Below are 17,655 nucleotides of genomic sequence, written 5' to 3'. Positions count from 1 at the left end.
TCTACAGCTGGGGCTGTTGCTGCGGCCTGAGCAGGCTCGCCGCGGCCAGCAAGACCAAGGCCATGGCCAACGGCACGGTGGCGATAAAGCCGGCATGCTTGAAGCCTAGCGCACCGGCGAGGCCGCCGATGAAAAAGGCCAGCACCAAGCTGGCGTGGATTTTCAGGCGCCGGCGATCAGCCTGCACCTTGGGGCCGGCCGGGTTTCGATTCCAGTAGAGAAGACGCCCCAGTTCCATGCCCAGATCGGTCAGCAAGCCCGTGACATGGGTGGTGCGGATCTCGGCATTCGAGATCTTGGTGATCAGCGCATTCTGCAAACCCATCACAAAACACAGCAGCAGCGCGGTCAGCGAAACCCGCTCGATCTGGTGCGGCAGCATCTCACTGCCAATCAGGCCGAACACCAGCAGCAGGGCAGCTTCCAGCATCAGGGTCGGCACATAGGCCCAGACCGGGCGGCGCCGGCGGCTGTAGTTGACCAGCACGGCGGTGCTGAGCGCGCCCAGCACAAAGGCCAGCACCGCAACAAGGGCGCTTAACGCCAGGCCGATCTGGCCCAGCGCGATATGGTCGGCCGCACCCGAGACCATGCCGGTCATGTGCGAGGTGTACTGGCCGACCGCCAGAAAACCGCCGGCATTGAGTGCGCCGGCCACAAAGGCAAGGCCGGCGCCTAGGTGAAGATTGGCCCGCGCGCTACGCTGCGGGGCGGTCAGTTCGGCAAGATAGTCCACGGGCATGGCCGCGAGCATAGAGCCTGCTAGAGTGCGCGCCATGTCTGAAAGCACACAACTAGCCGGCAAGCATGTCTTGCTGGGCCTCTCGGGCGGCATTGCCTGCTACAAGTCCGCGGAGCTGGTTCGGCTTCTGATCAAGGCCGGCGCCACCGTGCAGGTGATGATGAGCGAGGCCGCCGAGGCCTTCATCACGCCAGTCACGATGCAGGCACTGTCCAACCAGCCGGTGCTGATGAGTCAGTGGGACGCCCGCGAGCCCAACAATATGGCCCATATCAACGCGACGCGGCGCGCCGATGTGATGCTGGTGGCGCCGGCCAGTGCCGACTTCATCGCCAAGCTCGTGCAGGGTCGGGCCAATGATTTGCTGAGCCTGACTGCGCTCGCGCGGCCTGCGCAGCGTTGCGCGCTGCTGGTGGCGCCGGCGATGAACCGCGAGATGTGGGCGCACCCGGCCACGCAGCGCAATATCGCGCAGTTGCGCGCCGATGGCGCTGTTGTGCTGGGCCCCGGCAGTGGCGACCAGGCCTGCGGAGAAATCGGCGATGGTCGCATGCTTGAGGCCGCCGAGTTGCGTGACGAGCTGATTGCTTTTTTCCAGCCCAAGCTGCTGGCTGGCAAGACGCTGTTGATCACGGCCGGCCCGACGTTCGAGCCTATCGATCCGGTGCGCGGCCTCACCAATCGCTCCAGCGGCAAGATGGGTTTCGCGATCGCACGCGCCGCGGCCGAGGCCGGCGCCGAGGTCACGCTGGTGGCCGGGCCTGTGCATCTGGCCACACCGCGGGGCGTGCGGCGTGTCGATGTGCAGACCGCGCTGCAGATGTATGACGCGGTGCTGCCGCGCGCGGCGGCGCACGATGTGTTCGTCGCGACCGCCGCGGTCGCGGACTGGCGGCCGGCGCAGATGACCGAGCACAAGATCAAAAAGGACGGCAGCAGTGCCAGCACGGCGCCGAGCTTTGAGCTCACCGAGAACCCCGACATCTTGGCCGCAGTGGCGGCGCTGGCGGACAAGCCATTTTGTGTGGGCTTTGCTGCTGAGAGCCGGGACCTGCTAAAGCATGCGCGCGAGAAGCTGCTGCGCAAGGGCGTGCCGCTGATCGTCGGCAATCTAGGCCCCGCCACATTTGGCCGCGACGACAATGCGCTGCTCCTGGTCGATGCCCAGGGCCAGCGCGAACTCCCTCACAACGACAAACTGAGCCTGGCGCGCGAGCTGATCCGCGAAATCTCGGCGCGCCTGCAAGAAAAGCTATGACCACGACGACTGTTGACCTGAAAGTGCTCGATGCCCGCATGGCCGAGCAACTCCCCGCCTACGCGACCCCCGGCTCGGCCGGCCTAGATCTGCGCGCCTGCCTGGACACGGCCGTCACTTTGGAGCCAGGCCAGACCACCTTGATCCCGACCGGTCTGGCGATTCACATCGCCGACGCCGGCCTGGCTGCGCTGATACTGCCGCGCTCGGGCCTGGGCCACAAACACGGTATCGTGCTCGGCAATCTGGTCGGGCTGATCGACAGCGACTACCAGGGGCAGTTGATGGTCAGCTGCTGGAACCGAGGCCAGACCACATTCGTGATCGAGCCGATGGAGCGCATTGCGCAGCTGGTGCTGGTTCCGGTGGTGCAGGCGGGCTTTCGCCGTGTCGACGATTTCGATCAGTCCGAACGCGGTGCCGGTGGCTTCGGCTCCACCGGCAAGGCCTAAGCCATCAGTGGATGGAGGCGTCCGGCGGCGCGCCGCTGACCAGGCTGAATACCGCCTCGCCGACGCTGCCGGCCTCGATCTCTTCCTCGCTGGCCTCGCGCACATCACGCACCTTCAGATGCATGCGCAGGCCAATGCCGGCCAAGGGGTGGTTGCCGTCAAGCACCACATGTTCGGGATAGACCTCGGTGACGGTATAGACACGGTCGGCTGGCATGTCTTCGCTGGCCGCACCTTCGGGCAGACCTTCGAACTGCATGCCCTCTGAGACGTTCTCGGGCAGCACGGCGCGACTTTCGAAGCAGACCAGGGCGGAGTCGTACTCACCGAAGGCGTCTTCAGGCTCCAGCGCCAGGCTGGATTCGAAGCCGATCTCTTGGCCGAGCAGCGCATCCTCGACCTTGGTGAACAGGTCGTCGCCGCCGTAGAAAAACTCAAGCGGCTCGCTCAGCTCATCAATTAACTGGCCTTGGGCATCTTCAAGTCTCCAGCTCAGGGAGACCACACAGGGTGCGGAAATTTGCATGGGCAGGATGATCGCATACCCCAGGCAGGCCACAATCCATGCCCATGAATATTGACCAATCCACGCCACTTCTTGGCGGTTTGTCCCCCGCGCAATTCATGCGCAGTCACTGGCAGAAGAAGCCGCTGCTGGTGCGTCAGGCCCTGCCCGGTATCACGCCGCCGGCCACGCGCGCGGAGCTGGCCCGGCTGGCTGCCAGCGAGGACGTCGAATCCCGCTTGGTGACGGCCTTCGATGGCCGCTGGAACTTGCGGCAGGGGCCGTTGGCCAAACTGCCGGCCTTCAGCAAACCGCAATGGACCTTGCTGGTGCAGGGTTTGGATCTGCATCTGCAGACCGCGCATGAGTTGCTGGCGCGCTTTCGCTTCATCCCCGAGGCGCGGCTCGATGACCTGATGATCTCCTACGCCAGCGATGGCGGCGGCGTAGGCCCGCACTTCGATTCCTACGATGTCTTCCTGATCCAGGTCCATGGCAAACGCCGCTGGCGCATCGGCCGCCAGCCTGACGCGCAGCTGCGCGACGATGTGCCGCTGAAGATCATCGCCAACTTCCAAGCCGAAGAAGAGTTCGTGCTGGAGCCGGGCGATATGCTTTACCTGCCACCCGGCTGGGCCCATGATGGCGTGGCCGAGGGCGAATGCATGACCTGCTCGGTTGGCTTTCGCACGCCCTGGCGCGCCGAGCTGGCGCGCGAGCTGCTGCCGCGCCTGATGGATGACGAGACCCTGCCGCAGGCTAACCGCATGTATGCAGACCCGAAGCAGCCAGCCACCGCCGAGCCGGGCCGCGTGCCCGAGGCCTTGCTGGCCTTTGCCCGCGACGCCGCCGAGCGCGCACTGCGCGAGCCGCTGGCGCTGGAGCGTGCGCTCGGCGAGGCGCTCAGCGAGCCCAAGCCCAAGGTCTGGTTCGAGCCAGGCGAAGTTTTGCCTGATGGCGCCGCTGCGCGCCTGGACCGGCGCAGCCGCATGCTCTACGACCGTGCCCATGTCTTCATCAATGGGGAGTCCTATCGGGCCGGCGGGCGCGATGCGAAGCTGATGCAGCGGCTGGCTGATTCACGCCGCCTTTCCGGCGCCGAGGTCGCAAAGCTCAGCGAGGGCGCGCGCGAGTTGCTGGATCAGTGGGCCGAGGACGGCTGGGTACAACAGGATTCTTAAGGGGAGCCAGGCATGGCAGTGAGCTTGACCGAAGGGATCATCAACGGTCGCCAGGACTTTGTTCAAGCCTTGCGTGAAGGGCTGCAGTACGCGGCGGAGCAGGGCGGACGCGAGCTGCTCTGGCTCGATGCCGATTTCGCGGCTTGGCCGCTGTCGGAGCCGGTGATGCTGGAGGCCTTGAAGCAATGGGCTCTGCCGCATCGCAGGCTGCGTATTGCGGCTGCCCAGTTCGATGCGGTGCAGCGCCTGCATCCTCGTTTTGTTCAATGGCGGCGGACCTGGGATCATGTGGTGCAGGCCGTGCAGTACCAGGCCGAGGACGTCGGTGTCGGCCGACCGGTCGGGCTGTTGATGGCGCCAGGGCTGTTCAGCCTGCGCCTGCTGGATGCCCAGCAATGGCGGGCGGCTTTATCGGTGCGAACTGCGGACGATGTGGCTTGCCGGGAATGGTTTGATGCAGTTTGGCAACGTTCGACTGAATCCTTTTCAGCAAGTACCCTGGGGCTGTAAGGAGTTTCCCCAAGTGACGCTACAATATCGGGCTAGGCGAGGGAAGCGTTCGAGGTTTCCACGTCTTGTTCTACTGGGGCACGCTGTCGGGTGGTAGTGCGGCGCTGCTTCAAGAAATACCGGTAATTGTTTCTTCGTCTAATTGATTCTTTGAGGACACGTATGAAAAAGTCGATCCTGTTGGCCTCCCTGCTGGCTGCTGTTGCTCTCTCCGCTTGTGGCAAGAAGGAAGAGGCTCCTGTCGCTGCTGAGCCTGCTTCGGCTGCTGCTCCGGCCCCCGTCGCTGATGCAGCAAGCGCTGCTGTCGACGCTGCTTCGGCTGTCGCCGGTGCTGCTGCTGATGCTGCTTCGGCTGTTGTCGACGCTGCTGCTTCGGCTGCCAGCAAGTAATCGGTTTTCCGGTCACTGAAAGCCGCCCCGCGCAAGCCGGGCGGCTTTTCTTTTGAGTTTGGCAGTTTTCTGAACTCTCTCAGTTCAGATCCAGCCAATCCATACCCAGGGTCTGGCTGGCCACCAGAATATCTGCCGGTTCCGTGCCCAGTATCTCGGCCAGTGCCGCCGCAGCGAGCTCAGGAGAGTTATTGCGCTCGCTCAGATGCGCAGCCACCACATGCTGCAGCCCCTGATGCAGGCATTGACTCAGTAGCGTGGCGGCCGAGGCGTTGGAGAGATGGCCATGGCTGCCCAGGATGCGCCGCTTGAGGCTTGCCGGATAGCTGCTGGTCCGCAGCAAGGCCTCATCATGATTGCATTCGAGCAGCAAGGCGGTGCAATGCTGCAACTGTTGCACGACCGAGGGCGTCAGCGAACCTATGTCGGTGATGACGCCCAGTCGCCGGTGACCGTCGCTGGCGCTCAGTTGCAGCGGCTCGTTGGCATCGTGCGGCACCGCGAAGGGCCGCAGTTCGATGTCCCCGAGCGCCAGCCGTTCTCCGTCACGTGTCAGGTGCAGCAGCGCCGGGTCGAAATCCGGGCTTCCTATCGCGCGCCAGGTGCCGCGGCTTGTGAAGAGCGGCAGCTTGTACTGACGGGCCAGGCTCAGCGCGCAGCCGGCATGGTCACCGTGTTCATGGGTGATGAAGATCGCGCTGAGCTGCTCGGGAGCGCTGCCGGCGCGCGCTAGGCGACGGCCGAGCTCGCGCAGGCTAAAGCCGCAGTCAATCAACACCTTGGTGCTGGTGATGCCTTGGCTGGCTTCGATCAGGGTGGCGTTGCCGGCGCTGCCGCTGCCCAGGCTGCAAAAACGCATCGAAAAGCCTGCTGTGTGATGAAGGTCGAACAAGAAAAAAGCCGCCGCTGCATCAGCAGGCGGCGGCTACGTCGCAGCTTAGGCTGGTTCAGCGCAGATCGTCCATCAGCAGGTTCAGAATGCGCTTGGCGTTCTCGTCGGTCTGCTGCTGACCCTGATTGTTGAGCACGCTGACAGTGCTGCGCTCGCCTTCGGATTTGACCGAGACGCGGTAGCGGTTGGCGGTCACCGCCTGCTCGCCCTTGAACAGGCGCTGGAAGAAGTTGGGCTCTTCCTTGCCGGCCTGGGTCGGGTCGGCATAGCGCAGGAAGAACAGGCCCTGGCTGCGGTCACGGTCCTCCACGGTGAAGCCGTGGCGATCCAGCGACTGGCCGACCCGGCGCCACGCGCGCTCGAAGCCATCGTTGACCTGCAGCGTGTCGGGCACTTCGCTCAGCGGCCGACTGCGTGCCCCGCCGCGCGAGGCCGGCAGCTCGGACGATGGGATCGCCACGGGTGCGGCGGCGCCCGCCACCACGGCCTTGGCCGCTTCCGTCTGGCCGCCCAGTTTGAGCATCAGGCGCGAGAGCATCTCGCCTTCCAGAGAAGGATCGGCAGCACGCGGCTGCCAAGCAGTCTGCTCGCGCTGGCTGGTGGTGTAGACCTCCTGCATGCCGCGGTGGCTGATATAGATGTCGGTGCCGCCACCGGCCACGCGCTCGATGCGAGTGCGGTACATATCGCGCTCGCCGGTCGAGTAGACCGAGTCCAGCACCGTACCGATGGTGCGACGGATGAAATCCTGTGGCAGCTTGGCTCGATTTTCGGCCCAGTTGGTTTCCAGAAGGCCCACAGCGGCATCGTCCTTGACCAGTTCGAAGCCGGACTCCTGCCAGAAGGCGCGCAGCTGCGGCCACAGCTGGTCGGCATTGGCCGTGCTGCGCAGCCAGCGCACCTCGCCGTTGCGCTCCAGGCTGACATTGCCGGCCGCCTTCAGCGCTACCTGGTTGCTGGGAGCAGCGGCCGCACGCGCTGCGCCAGCCCCCTGCTGAAGCGCCGAGGCGCTGACGGAGCCGCCCTGGACCTGGGAGCGATTGTCACGGGCCAGTTGGGTCAGGTCCGGAGGTACGTCCAGGCCCGTGGTCTGGCGGGCGGCAGTGCGGTAGTCGACCTTGTCGGAGCTCAGCACGCCGTCAAAGGAGCTGCAAGCGGCCAGTGAGGCGATCAGCGCGGTGCTCAGGACGGTGCGGGCCAGGCGCGTGGCCTTGGCGTCAATGGGAAAGGAACGGGTCACGCTAGACATCTCCGGACTGAAGGCTGGGTAAACGGGAAGAACCTGGAGCAACAAGCTCTGGGTCAGAGCAGGCCTGCTTCGCTCATGGCTTGCGCCACGCTGGCCTGGCCTGCGGCCGTCAGCGGTGTGATCGGCAGGCGCAGTGCCGACTTGCAGCGGCCCAAGCGCTCCAGCGCCCATTTGGTGGGGGCAGGGCTGGGTTCGCAGAACAGCTGCTTGTGCAAACCCAGCAACTGCATATGGATGCGGGTGGCCTCACGCACATTGCCGGCCAGCGCGGCCTTGCAGAGCTCGTGCATCGCGCGTGGTGCGACATTGGCAGTGACGCTGACATTGCCATGACCGCCCAGCAGCATCAGGGCCACGGCCGTGCCGTCATCCCCCGAAAAGATCGAGAAGCCTGCCGGCGCATGCTTGATCAGGTAGGCGGCGCGCTCGATATTGCCGGAGGCCTCCTTGATGCCGATGACGCCGGGCAGACTGGCGCAGCGCAAGCTCGTCTCCGGCGCCATGTCGGCGACGGTGCGGCCGGGCACGTTGTACAACATCATCGGGATGTCGACAGCCTCGGCGATTGCCTTGAAGTGCTGGTAGATGCCTTCTTGCGAGGGCTTGTTGTAGTAGGGCACAACTGAGAGCGTGCAATCGGCACCGACTTTTTTCGCGAAGCGGCTCAAATTGATCGCCTCGGCGGTGGAGTTGCCACCGGTGCCGGCCATGATGGGTACGCGGCCGGCCGCATGCTCGACCGCTACACGGATGATCTCGCAATGCTCTTCGACGCTAACGGTCGGTGACTCGCCGGTCGTGCCGACCACGCCGATGCAATCCGTGCCTTCGGCAATGTGCCAGTCAATCAAGCTGCGCAGCGCGGCGTAATCGACGCTGCCGTCCTCTTGCATCGGCGTCACTAGCGCGACGATGCTGCCAACAATCGGTGTCATGGAATTCCTCGCAATCGGCGGATTCTACTGAAGCGCGCCGGGCTCTTGACTCAGTCCAGGCGGTAGCGCTGGAAAACCCCCGGCTCGCAGCTTTCACGAACCGCAGCAACGCGCTGCAGATAGCGCGGGTTGACCCCATCCAGAAAACCATCCTCATAGGCGACGACACGCAGCCCAGCACAGGCTTGCAGCAACTCGCCGGGCCGCAACAAAAAATCCGGATTGGACGGTCGGCCCACACTTTGCTGGCCTTCGGTAAAGGTTTCGTAAATCATCCAGCCGCCCGGCGCGACGGCCGCCGCGATGCGCGGCAGCAGCGGGCGCCACAGATAGTGAGTGACCAGCACCAGGTCAAACTGGCGTTCGCCCAGCGGCCAGGGGCCGGCTTCGATATCGGCCACCAAGGTTTCGGCCAGGCCGCTCAGCGCAGCCAGGGCCTGGGCATCGCGGTCCACGGCGGTGACTTTCATGCCCACAGACGCCAGATGGCGGACATGGCGGCCCGAGCCGCAGGCCAGGTCCAGCGCTGTGTGGCCGGGCTGGCAGGCCTGGGGCCAGCGCCGCAGCCAGGTCGAGACGGCAGGCTCGCTCATCGCGGACGCTCCTCTTTCTTCAGCGCGGCCATGGCCATACGATCGACCAGCCCCGGCGCGAGCAATTTGAGCCAGCGGCCCAGCCGGCCCTTGACGGTCATCACGACTTCGCGTCTGCGCGCAAGTGTGCCGTCGAGTATCAGCCGCGCGCAGGTCTGCACCGTCATCGCGCCGCGTTCGTCCATGGCGCTGCGCCCGAGGGCCTCGCCGCGTGCATTGAGGCCGCGATAGCGGATCTGGGTATCGACCACACCCGGGTAAGCCACCGTGATGCTGACGCCATCGGCCGCCACTTCGCCGCGCAGCGCCTCGAAGAAGCCGCCCATCGCGAACTTGGTCGCGCTGTAGGCGGTGCGACCGGGAATGCCCAGCAGGCCGGCCAGGCTGGATACGGCGACGACGCGACCTCGGCTGGCTCTCAGATGGGGCAGGGCAGCATGGGTGGTCCAGACACTGCCCCAAAAATTGACACGCATCAGGCGCTCATACCAGGCTAGGTCGTCAACCTCTGCCAGCAGGGCATGCGCCGAGATGCCAGCATTGTTGACTAGCACGTCAATGCGACCGTGGCGCGCGACGGTCGCATCGACCAAGGTTCGGCAATCTCCCTGTTGCTCGATATCGCAGCGTAGCGCTAGTGCCTGGGCCCCGAGCGCCTCGCACTGGGCGGCCACGGCCTGGAGCTTGTCCAGGCTGCGCGCCGCCAGCACGAGCGCTAGGCCTTGTCTATCGCGCTGTGCCCATTGCAGGGCCAGTTCGGCCCCAATGCCGTCCGAGGCTCCCGTGATCACTACCACCTTCATCCGCTCACTCCCTGTCCTGTGGCTGGAGTGTGGATTGTGGCTGCTGCGATCGGCAGACACGCTAGAAGCAGGCCCAGAGCTGCTCGGACAGCTGTTGCATCAGAGTCGGCTGCAGATAGGCTAGGAACACCGCGGCCAGTACCAGACCGGCCAGTGCCCAGGCGAGCGCGCGGCGCCAGCCCATGATCAGGCCGCTGCGGGCGTTTGCGACCGCGCGATGGCATGCTCGCGCACCGGGAGATTGATCAGGGCCGCAGCAATGCCCAGCGCGACGGCCAGCCACCAGACCACGTCATAGCTGCCGCTGCTGTCATAGAGCTTGCCGCCGAGCCAGACGCCCAGGAAGCTACCGACTTGGTGGCTCAGGAAGACAAAGCCGCCAAGCATCGACATGTGCTGGATGCCGAAGATCTGCATCACCACCGAGTTGGTCGGCGGCACGGTAGACAGCCACAATACGCCCATCACGGCCGAGAAGATGTAAACGCTCATCGGCGTCAGCGGCGCGAGCAAGAAGGCGACGATGGCCACCGAACGCAAGGCATAGATGCCCGACAGCAAATAGCGCTTGGGCATGCGCTGGCCGAGGCTGCCGGCCGCATAAGTGCCGAACACATTGAACAAGCCAATCAGCGCCAACGCATAGGTGGCGACCTGTGGTGACAGCCCGTTGTCCTTGAGGTAGCTGGGCATGTGCACGCCGATGAAGACGACCTGGAAGCCGCAGACGAAGTAGCCGGCCATGAGCAGCTGGAAACTGCGGTAGCCGAAGGCCTCGCGCACCGCCTGGGCGATGCTTTGGTGCTGTGCGTTGTGCGCACGCGACTGCTGCGGTTCACGCAGGCCGAAGGCCAGCGGGACGATCAGCAAGGACGCAATCGACAGCAAGAACAGCGCGTTTTGCCAGCCGGTCCCCGAGATCAGCCAGTTTTCCACGGGCACCATCAGGAACTGGCCGAAGGAGCCGGCCGCTGCGGCGACACCCATCGCCCAGGAGCGCTTCTCCGGCGCCACATTACGCCCGATCACGCCGTAGATGACCGCGTAGGTGGTGCCCGATTGCGCCATGCCGATCAAAAGGCCGGCGCTGCCGGTGAAAGCCAGGCCCGAGGTCGACAAGGCCATCAGCACCAGGCCCAGCGCGTACAAAAGACCACCGACGATCAGCACCTTGAAGGCGCCAAAACGGTCTGCCAGCATGCCGGCCAGCGGCCCGGCCAGACCCCAGGCGATGTTCTGGATTGCCAGCGCGAAAGCAAAGGTCTCGCGCGTCCAGCCCCGCTCCATGGTGATCGGCTGCAGCCACAGGCCGAAACCGTGGCGTATGCCCATGGACAGCGTGACAATCAGCGCGCCGCACAGCAGCACCTGGTTCATGGACAGTTTGGATGGGGCGGCGGCGGTACTCATCTACGCACTGTAGCCAAAGCTGGACGACCCTGCTCGGGCCGGGTCCTAGAATCGCGCCCCATGGCGACCAAAGCAAATTCAAGCACTACCCCCGGCAGTTCCCCGGGCTCATATGGCGAGGCCTCCATCCGCGTGCTCAAGGGCCTGGAGCCCGTCAAGCAGCGTCCGGGCATGTATACCCGCACCGACAACCCGCTGCACTGCATCCAGGAAGTCATCGACAACGCGGCTGACGAGGCCCTGGCCGGCTTCGGCAAGCGCATCGACCTGATCCAGCATCTCGACGGCTCTGTCTCCATCGCCGACGATGGCCGTGGTATCCCCTTCGGCCTGCACCCCGAGGAAGGGGTGCCGGTGGTCGAGATTGTGTTCACGCGGCTGCACGCCGGCGGCAAATTCGACAAGGGCTCGGGCGGCGCCTACAGCTTCTCGGGCGGCCTGCACGGCGTCGGCGTCTCGGTCACCAATGCGCTGGCCAAGCGCCTGGAGGTGACCGTTTGGCGCGATAAACAGGTCGCGACGCTGGCCTTCGAGGCCGGCGATGTGGTCGAGCCCGTGGCGGTGCGAGCGATGGTCTCAGGCGATCGCAAGCAAGGTACGACGGTGCGGGTTTGGCCCGATGCCAAGTACTTCGAAGCGTCAGATCTGCCCAAGGGCGAGCTGGTGCATCTGCTGCGCTCCAAGGCGGTGCTGATGCCAGGCGTCACGGTGACCTTGAAGCACGAGAAAAGCGGCGAGATCCAGACCTGGGCTTATAAGGGTGGGCTGCGCGACTATTTGATGCAAACGCTCAATGCCGACCCGCTGATCCCGCTGTTTGAGGGCGAGCAGTACGCGAGCAAGGCTGAGACCGAGAATTTCGCCGAGGGCGAGGGCGCCAGCTGGTGCGTGGCCTTCACTGAGGAGGGCCAGGTCATGCGAGAAAGCTATGTGAACCTGATCCCGACGGTGGCTGGCGGCACGCACGAGTCGGGGCTCAAGGACGGCTTGTTCGGTGCGATCAAGGGCTTCATCGAGATGCACTCCTTGCTCCCCAAAGGCGTCAAGCTGATGCCCGACGATGTCTTTTCGCGCGCCTCCTTTGTGCTGTCGGCCAAGGTGCTGGACCCGCAGTTCCAGGGCCAGACCAAGGAGCGGCTGAACTCACGCGACGCGCTGCGGCTGGTCTCCACCTATGTTAAGCCGGCGCTGGAGCTGTGGCTGAACCAGCATGTGGACTACGGCAAGAAGCTGGCCGAGCTGGTCATCAAGCAGGCGCAGACCCGCCAGCGCGCCAGCCAGAAGGTCGAGAAGCGCAAGGGTTCGGGCGTGGCCGTGCTGCCCGGCAAGCTGACCGACTGCGAGAGCCGCGACATCTTGCACAACGAGATCTTTTTGGTAGAGGGCGACTCGGCCGGTGGCAGCGCGAAGATGGGCCGCGACAAGGAAACCCAGGCCATCCTGCCGCTGCGCGGCAAGGTCTTGAATTCCTGGGAGGTCGAGCGCGACCGCCTGTTTGCCAACAACGAGATCCACGACATCTCGGTGGCGCTTGGTGTCGATCCTCATGGCAAGAACGACGTCGCAGACCTCAGCGGCCTGCGCTACGGCAAGGTCTGCATCCTGTCGGACGCCGATGTCGACGGCTCGCACATCCAGGTGCTGCTGCTGACCCTGTTCTTCCGCCACTTCCCGCGCCTGGTTGAGGCTGGCCATGTCTGCATAGCGCGCCCGCCGCTGTACCGCGTCGACGCGCCGGCCCGCGGCAAGAAGCCGGCCGCGAAGATCTATGCGCTGGACGAGGGCGAGCTGACAGCGACCCTTGACAAGCTGCGCAAGGAAGGCGCGCGCGAGGGCTCCTGGAGCATCAGCCGCTTCAAAGGCCTGGGCGAGATGAGCGCCGAGCAGCTCTGGGACACGACGTTGAATCCCGAGACCCGGCGCCTGGCGCCAGTGCGCTATGGCGAGCTGGACCTGGGCCAGACCGAGGAGGCTTTTAACAAGCTGATGGGCAAGGGCGAGGCCGCCTCGCGCCGTGAGCTGATGGAAATTCATGGTGACTCGATCGAGGTGGACGTATGAAGACGGTCTACAACGACAGGCACGGTCTGCATGCGGCCACGCACGAGTTCTTTCGTGGCCAACTGGTGCCGGCCTTCGAGATTCCGGCCCGTGCTGACTACGTGCTGAAGGCGCTGAAGGACGCGGCGCTGGGCGAGGTGTTGGCGCCAACTGATCACGGGCTGGCGCCGCTGGAGCGGGTGCATGCGTCCGCTTATCTGCGTTTTGTACAGGGCGCGCATGCCGAGTGGCTCGCCCTGGGCGGCCAGGGCGATGCCTTTCCGGCCGTCTGGCCGGTGCGCAGCCTGCGCTCGGATGTCGAGCCCAAGAGCTTTGCCGCCCGCATGGGGCTGTACTCGATGGACAGCGGCACGCCGCTGACTTCAGGTTCCTGGCAGGCCGCCTACTGGGGCGCGCAGGCCGGCCTGAGCGGCCTGGACCTGGTGCTGGCCGGTGAGCGCGCGGCCTATGTGCTGACCCGCCCGCCCGGCCACCATGCCGGCGCCGACTTCTTCGGTGGCTACTGCTTTGTCAATAACGCGGCGGTGGCGGCCCAGGCGGCGTTGGATCGCGGCTTGGCGCGCGTGGCCATCCTCGATGTGGACTATCACCATGGCAATGGCACGCAGGCGATTTTCTACGAACGCGGGGATGTGTTCTACGCAAGCATCCATGGCGATCCGCAGACCGAGTACCCCTTCTTTCTCGGCCATGCAGACGAGCGCGGCGTCGGTGCGGGTGCGGGCTGCAATGCCAACTACCCGCTACCAGCGGGCGCCAGCAACGACGAGTGGTTCGCCGCGCTCGATGCCGCGCTGGCGCGGCTGCGCGCCTATGCACCCGAGCTGCTGATCGTCTCGCTGGGCGTCGACACCTATGGCGGCGACCCGATCTCGCACTTCAAGCTTGACCGGCGCGAGTTCAATCGCATGGGTCAACTGCTGGCCGCCCAGGGATGGCCGACCTTGCTGCTGCAGGAGGGCGGTTATGCCACCGAGGCGATAGGCCTGAATGTGGTGGCGGTTTTGCAGGGCTTTGACAACATTGAGGGCCAGCAGGGATGAGCATTCCCCGCGTCAGCCTGCGCCCGACCATGCTGTCCGATCTGGACTATGTCGTCACGGTCGAGCAAGACGCCGCCAATCTGCCCTTCATCACGCCCTGGGAACGCACCCAGCACGAGGGCGCAATCCGCTTCCCGGACTCACGTCACTTCATCGTCGAGTTCGGTGATTCGGCCGAGCGTGCCGGTTTCGTGATTCTGCAGGGCTGTCGCAACCCGCATCGCTCGGTCGAGCTCAAGCGCATCGTGCTGGGCCCCAAAGGCCTGGGCCTGGGCCGCGCCTGCGTTCGCCAGCTGAAGAAGCTGGCCTTCAGTCAGCTGCAGGCACATCGCTTCTGGCTAGATGTGAAGGCACTGAACACCCGTGCCTACGCGCTCTACCAGAGCGAGGGTTTTGTCGAGGAAGGGCGCTTGCGCGAGAGCGTGCGAGTCAGTGTCGGCGCCGATGGCTACGACAGCCTGATCGTGATGTCCATGCTGGACCGCGAGTACCAGGCCCGCATCGCCTTGGGCGAGGAGGGCGCGTGAGACGCCTCGCGATGACTTGCCTGCTCTTGCTCAGCGGCCACGCGCAGGCCGAGCTGTGGGGCTATGTCGACGGCGCCGGCGTTGCCCATCTGGCCAATCGGCCGCTGAACAGCAACTACGGCCTCGTGCTCGGCGCCGCCGAGCCCGATCGCCGTGTGCCCGGCAAGCTCGATGGCAGCCAAGCCCTCTTGACCTGGCTGGAGTTCGCGTCCGAGGTCAAGGCGGTGCAGCCCTTCTTGCGCGAGGCAGCGGCGCGTCACGGTGTCGATATGGAGCTCCTGAAGGCGGTGATCGCGGTCGAGTCCGGCTTCCGGCATGACGCGGTATCGCCGCGCGGCGCGGTTGGCCTCATGCAAATCATCGCTCCTGCCGAGCAGACCCAGCGCCTGCTCGATCCCCGTGCCAATGTGCTGACCGGCGCACACAAGCTGGCCGGCCTGATTCAACGCTTCGGGCGTATCGATGTGGCCCTGGCGGCCTGGAATGCCGGTGAAGGCGCGGTGCGCCGCCATGGCGGCGGCATGCCGCCGTTCGCTGAGACCCAGGCTCATGTCCATCTGGTGCTGGAACTTTACTGGGCCCTGCTGCAACGCAGCCTGCCGGCCCAGGCCCAGCACCTTCGAATTCACAGCAGTCCAAAATGACCCAGACCACGATTGATTTCACCCCGCCCGCCGAGGATGGCAACGAGGCGCTGACCCTCGCGCACTATGCCCAGCAGGCCTATCTCGAATACGCGCTGTCGGTCGTCAAGGGCCGGGCCCTTCCCGATGTGTGCGATGGCCAGAAGCCGGTGCAGCGCCGCATCCTGTACTCGATGGACCGTATGGGCCTGTCCTTCAGTGGTACAACCGGCGCCAAGCCCGTTAAGGGCGCACGCGTGGTCGGCGATGTGTTGGGCCGATTCCACCCCCATGGCGATCAGTCGGTCTACGACGCACTGGTTCGAATGGCCCAGGACTTCAGCCAGCGCTACCCGTTGATTGATGGCCAGGGCAACTTTGGTAGCCGTGACGGCGACGGCGCGGCGGCGATGCGCTACACCGAAGCCCGCCTCGCGCCCATTTCGCGACTGCTGCTCGACGAGATCGACGAGGGCACGGTCGACTTCGCGCCCAATTACGACGGCTCGACACAGGAGCCGACCCAGTTGCCGGCACGCCTGCCTTTCGTGCTGCTTAACGGCGCCTCAGGCATTGCCGTGGGCCTGGCCACCGAGGTGCCTAGCCACAATCTGCGTGAGGTGGCCGCCGCCGCAGTAGCGCTGCTGAGGAACGACAAACTGAGCGACGATGAGTTGTTCGGCCTGCTCCCTGGCCCCGACTATCCCGGCGGCGGCCAGCTGATCAGCGCGGCCGAGGACATCCGCTCGGCCTACCTGAGTGGCCGCGGCAGCCTGAAACTGCGCGCGCGGTGGAAGGTCGAGGACCTGGCGCGCGGCCAATGGCAACTGGTCGTCACCGAGCTGCCGCATGGCACCAGCTCGCAGAAGGTGCTGGAGGAGATTGAGGAGCTGACCAACCCGAAGGTCAAGGCCGGCAAGAAGGCGCTGAGCCAGGAACAGCTGCAGCTCAAGGCCAGCGTGCTGGCGGTGCTGGACTGCGTGCGCGACGAGTCCAGCAAGGACGCGGCGGTGCGCCTGGTGTTCGAGCCCAAGAGCCGCACGGTCGAGCAGCAGGAGCTGATCACGACCCTGCTGGCCCACACCAGTCTGGAGACCTCGGCCTCTATCAATCTGACGATGATAGGCGCCGACGGCCGGCCGACGCAGAAAAGCCTGCGCCAGATCTTGCTGGAGTGGCTGGGCTACCGCCAGGCCACGGTGCAGCGCCGCACCCAGCATCGTTTGGCCAAAGTGCTGGACCGCATCCATGTGCTGGAAGGCCGGCAACTGGTGCTGCTGAACATCGACGAGGTGATACGCATCATCCGCAATGCCGATGAGCCCAAGCCGGCGCTGATCGAGCGTTTTCGCCTGAGCGACCGCCAGGCCGAGGACATCCTGGAAATCCGCCTGCGCCAACTGGCGCGGCTGGAGGCAATCAAGATCGAGCAGGAGCTCAAGAGCCTGAGGGATGAACAGGCCAAGCTTGATGACATCCTGGCCAACCCCGGCGTGCTCAAGCGCACGGTGATCAAGGAGATCGAGGCCGACGCCAAGCAATACGGCGACGAGCGCCGCACGCTGATCCAGGAGGAAAAGCGTGCGGTGGCCGAAATCAAGGTGGTGGACGAGCCGGTCACCGTGGTCGTCAGTATGAAGGGCTGGGTGCGCGCGCTCAAGGGTCATGAGGTTGATTCGGCGACGCTGGCCTTCAAGTCCGGTGATACCTTGTACGGCACCTTCCCCTGCCGCAGCGTCGATCCGCTGATCGTGTTCGGTAGCAATGGCCGGGTCTATTCGGTCCCAGTGGCGGTGCTGCCCGGCGGGCGCGGTGACGGCCAGCCGATCACGACCCTGATCGAGCTGGAGAGCGGCACGCAGATCGCTCACTACTACGCCGCCAACACCCAGCAGCGCCTGGTGTTGGCCGGCACCGGCGGCTTCGGCCTGATCGCCCAGGTGGGCGACCTGATCGGCCGGCAAAAAGCCGGCAAAACCTTCTTAAGCCTGGAGGGTGAGGAGAAGCCGCTGCCGCCGGCCGCTTTGCCGGCCGGTGAAGTGCTGGGCGCGCAACTCGCTTGCCTGTCGCTGAACGGCCGCCTGCTGACTTATCCGCTGGACGAGCTGAAACACCAGCCCAAGGGCGGGCGCGGCTTGACCCTGATGGATCTGGAGCCCAAGGATGCGCTGCTGAGCGTGGCCGCGTTCACCCAGGCCTTGCAGGTGCTGGGCAGCGGGCGCGGCGGTAAGCCCAAGGAAGAGCTGCTCAAAGGCACAAATCTTGCTCAGTATTCCGGCAAGAGGGCTCGAAAGGGCAAGGCGGTAGAGGGTTTGCAGAAAGTGGCGCGCGTTCTGCCTGCTTGACGTGCGGGCAGTACCGAAATGGTGCATGCCGATGTTTTTGCTTTGGCAACCTTGGCTTACAAGCGCTCCCCTAGATCGGGAGGCACTTACAAAAAGGTACAAGAAACAAGGGCTTAGCCCCTAACACAAGGGACGC

The 17,655-nt window shown here is 65.0% G+C and carries 19 protein-coding genes; 10 read left to right on the top strand and 9 right to left on the bottom strand.

The window, feature by feature from the left end:
- Window position 1: 1 nt before the first annotated feature.
- On the bottom strand, window positions 2-742 hold the full coding sequence (locus tag OOZ63_RS22100) for a YoaK family protein (RefSeq protein WP_266007792.1): 741 nt from the start codon (window positions 740-742) through the stop codon (window positions 2-4).
- Window positions 743-776: 34 nt separating this feature from the next.
- On the opposite strand from OOZ63_RS22100, the gene coaBC reads away from it, so the two are divergent.
- The gene (gene coaBC / locus OOZ63_RS22095) at window positions 777-2,000 is read left to right on the top strand and encodes a bifunctional phosphopantothenoylcysteine decarboxylase/phosphopantothenate--cysteine ligase CoaBC (protein WP_266007791.1); all 1,224 of its coding nucleotides are present in this window, start codon (window positions 777-779) and stop codon (window positions 1,998-2,000) included.
- The gene (gene dut, locus OOZ63_RS22090; protein WP_266007790.1) at window positions 1,997-2,452 is read left to right on the top strand and encodes a dUTP diphosphatase; all 456 of its coding nucleotides are present in this window, start codon (window positions 1,997-1,999) and stop codon (window positions 2,450-2,452) included. Before coaBC ends, dut begins: the two co-directional genes overlap by 4 nt.
- A 4-nt stretch (window positions 2,453-2,456) precedes the next feature.
- Here dut and OOZ63_RS22085 read toward each other — a convergent pair whose 3' ends face one another.
- Complete coding sequence (locus OOZ63_RS22085) at window positions 2,457-2,978, bottom strand: FKBP-type peptidyl-prolyl cis-trans isomerase (RefSeq protein WP_266007789.1); 522 nt, start codon at window positions 2,976-2,978, stop codon at window positions 2,457-2,459.
- Window positions 2,979-3,022: 44 nt separating this feature from the next.
- On the opposite strand from OOZ63_RS22085, the gene OOZ63_RS22080 reads away from it, so the two are divergent.
- From OOZ63_RS22080 to OOZ63_RS22070, 3 genes are all read left to right on the top strand, one after another.
- Complete coding sequence (locus tag OOZ63_RS22080; RefSeq protein WP_266007788.1) at window positions 3,023-4,138, top strand: JmjC domain-containing protein; 1,116 nt, start codon at window positions 3,023-3,025, stop codon at window positions 4,136-4,138.
- Between the two features lie 12 nt (window positions 4,139-4,150).
- On the top strand, window positions 4,151-4,648 hold the full coding sequence (locus OOZ63_RS22075) for a hypothetical protein (RefSeq protein ID WP_266007786.1): 498 nt from the start codon (window positions 4,151-4,153) through the stop codon (window positions 4,646-4,648).
- 162 nt (window positions 4,649-4,810) lie between these two features.
- On the top strand, window positions 4,811-5,038 hold the full coding sequence (locus OOZ63_RS22070) for a hypothetical protein (RefSeq protein WP_266007785.1): 228 nt from the start codon (window positions 4,811-4,813) through the stop codon (window positions 5,036-5,038).
- A 79-nt stretch (window positions 5,039-5,117) separates the two neighbouring features.
- Here OOZ63_RS22070 and OOZ63_RS22065 read toward each other — a convergent pair whose 3' ends face one another.
- From OOZ63_RS22065 to OOZ63_RS22035, 7 genes are all read right to left on the bottom strand, one after another.
- A complete protein-coding gene (locus OOZ63_RS22065) occupies window positions 5,118-5,897 on the bottom strand; it encodes an MBL fold metallo-hydrolase (protein ID WP_266007784.1) in 780 nt (259 codons plus the stop codon).
- 88 nt (window positions 5,898-5,985) lie between these two features.
- Window positions 5,986-7,170: an outer membrane protein assembly factor BamC gene (gene bamC / locus OOZ63_RS22060; RefSeq protein ID WP_416234771.1), complete on the bottom strand. Its 1,185-nt coding sequence runs from the start codon at window positions 7,168-7,170 to the stop codon at window positions 5,986-5,988.
- A gap of 62 nt (window positions 7,171-7,232) precedes the next feature.
- Entirely contained in the window at window positions 7,233-8,114 is an 882-nt protein-coding gene (gene dapA / locus OOZ63_RS22055) for a 4-hydroxy-tetrahydrodipicolinate synthase (protein ID WP_266007782.1), read from the bottom strand.
- A gap of 50 nt (window positions 8,115-8,164) precedes the next feature.
- Window positions 8,165-8,707 carry a class I SAM-dependent methyltransferase gene (locus OOZ63_RS22050; RefSeq protein WP_266007780.1) on the bottom strand — a complete coding sequence of 181 codons (543 nt, stop codon included), beginning with the start codon at window positions 8,705-8,707 and terminating at the stop codon, window positions 8,165-8,167.
- Entirely contained in the window at window positions 8,704-9,510 is an 807-nt protein-coding gene (locus OOZ63_RS22045; RefSeq protein WP_266007778.1) for an SDR family oxidoreductase, read from the bottom strand. The genes OOZ63_RS22050 and OOZ63_RS22045 overlap by 4 nt, the downstream gene beginning before the upstream one ends.
- Before the next feature lie 61 nt (window positions 9,511-9,571).
- On the bottom strand, window positions 9,572-9,694 hold the full coding sequence (locus tag OOZ63_RS22040) for a hypothetical protein (protein WP_266007776.1): 123 nt from the start codon (window positions 9,692-9,694) through the stop codon (window positions 9,572-9,574).
- Window positions 9,695-9,696: 2 nt separating this feature from the next.
- Window positions 9,697-10,920, bottom strand: coding sequence for an MFS transporter (locus OOZ63_RS22035; protein ID WP_266007775.1), 1,224 nt, complete (start codon window positions 10,918-10,920; stop codon window positions 9,697-9,699).
- A gap of 60 nt (window positions 10,921-10,980) precedes the next feature.
- On the opposite strand from OOZ63_RS22035, the gene OOZ63_RS22030 reads away from it, so the two are divergent.
- From OOZ63_RS22030 to parC, 5 genes are read left to right on the top strand one after another with little or no spacing between them, the layout of a single operon-like run.
- Window positions 10,981-12,981: a DNA topoisomerase IV subunit B gene (locus OOZ63_RS22030; protein ID WP_266007774.1), complete on the top strand. Its 2,001-nt coding sequence runs from the start codon at window positions 10,981-10,983 to the stop codon at window positions 12,979-12,981.
- The gene (locus OOZ63_RS22025) at window positions 12,978-14,024 is read left to right on the top strand and encodes a histone deacetylase family protein (protein WP_266007773.1); all 1,047 of its coding nucleotides are present in this window, start codon (window positions 12,978-12,980) and stop codon (window positions 14,022-14,024) included. Before OOZ63_RS22030 ends, OOZ63_RS22025 begins: the two co-directional genes overlap by 4 nt.
- Window positions 14,021-14,551, top strand: coding sequence for a GNAT family N-acetyltransferase (locus OOZ63_RS22020; protein ID WP_266007772.1), 531 nt, complete (start codon window positions 14,021-14,023; stop codon window positions 14,549-14,551). Before OOZ63_RS22025 ends, OOZ63_RS22020 begins: the two co-directional genes overlap by 4 nt.
- Window positions 14,548-15,195 (top strand): lytic transglycosylase domain-containing protein, encoded by a 648-nt coding sequence (locus OOZ63_RS22015; RefSeq protein ID WP_266007771.1) that lies wholly within the window; start codon window positions 14,548-14,550, stop codon window positions 15,193-15,195. The genes OOZ63_RS22020 and OOZ63_RS22015 overlap by 4 nt, the downstream gene beginning before the upstream one ends.
- The gene (gene parC / locus OOZ63_RS22010; protein ID WP_266007770.1) at window positions 15,192-17,519 is read left to right on the top strand and encodes a DNA topoisomerase IV subunit A; all 2,328 of its coding nucleotides are present in this window, start codon (window positions 15,192-15,194) and stop codon (window positions 17,517-17,519) included. Before OOZ63_RS22015 ends, parC begins: the two co-directional genes overlap by 4 nt.
- Window positions 17,520-17,655: the final 136 nt, after the last annotated feature.

Origin of the sequence: Paucibacter sp. PLA-PC-4, assembly GCF_026241155.1 — a bacterium.
Taxonomy (GTDB): Bacteria; Pseudomonadota; Gammaproteobacteria; order Burkholderiales; family Burkholderiaceae_C; genus Roseateles_E.
The sequence above is the reverse complement of the archived record's forward strand: the minus strand, read 5'-3'. Positions and strand labels throughout refer to the sequence as shown.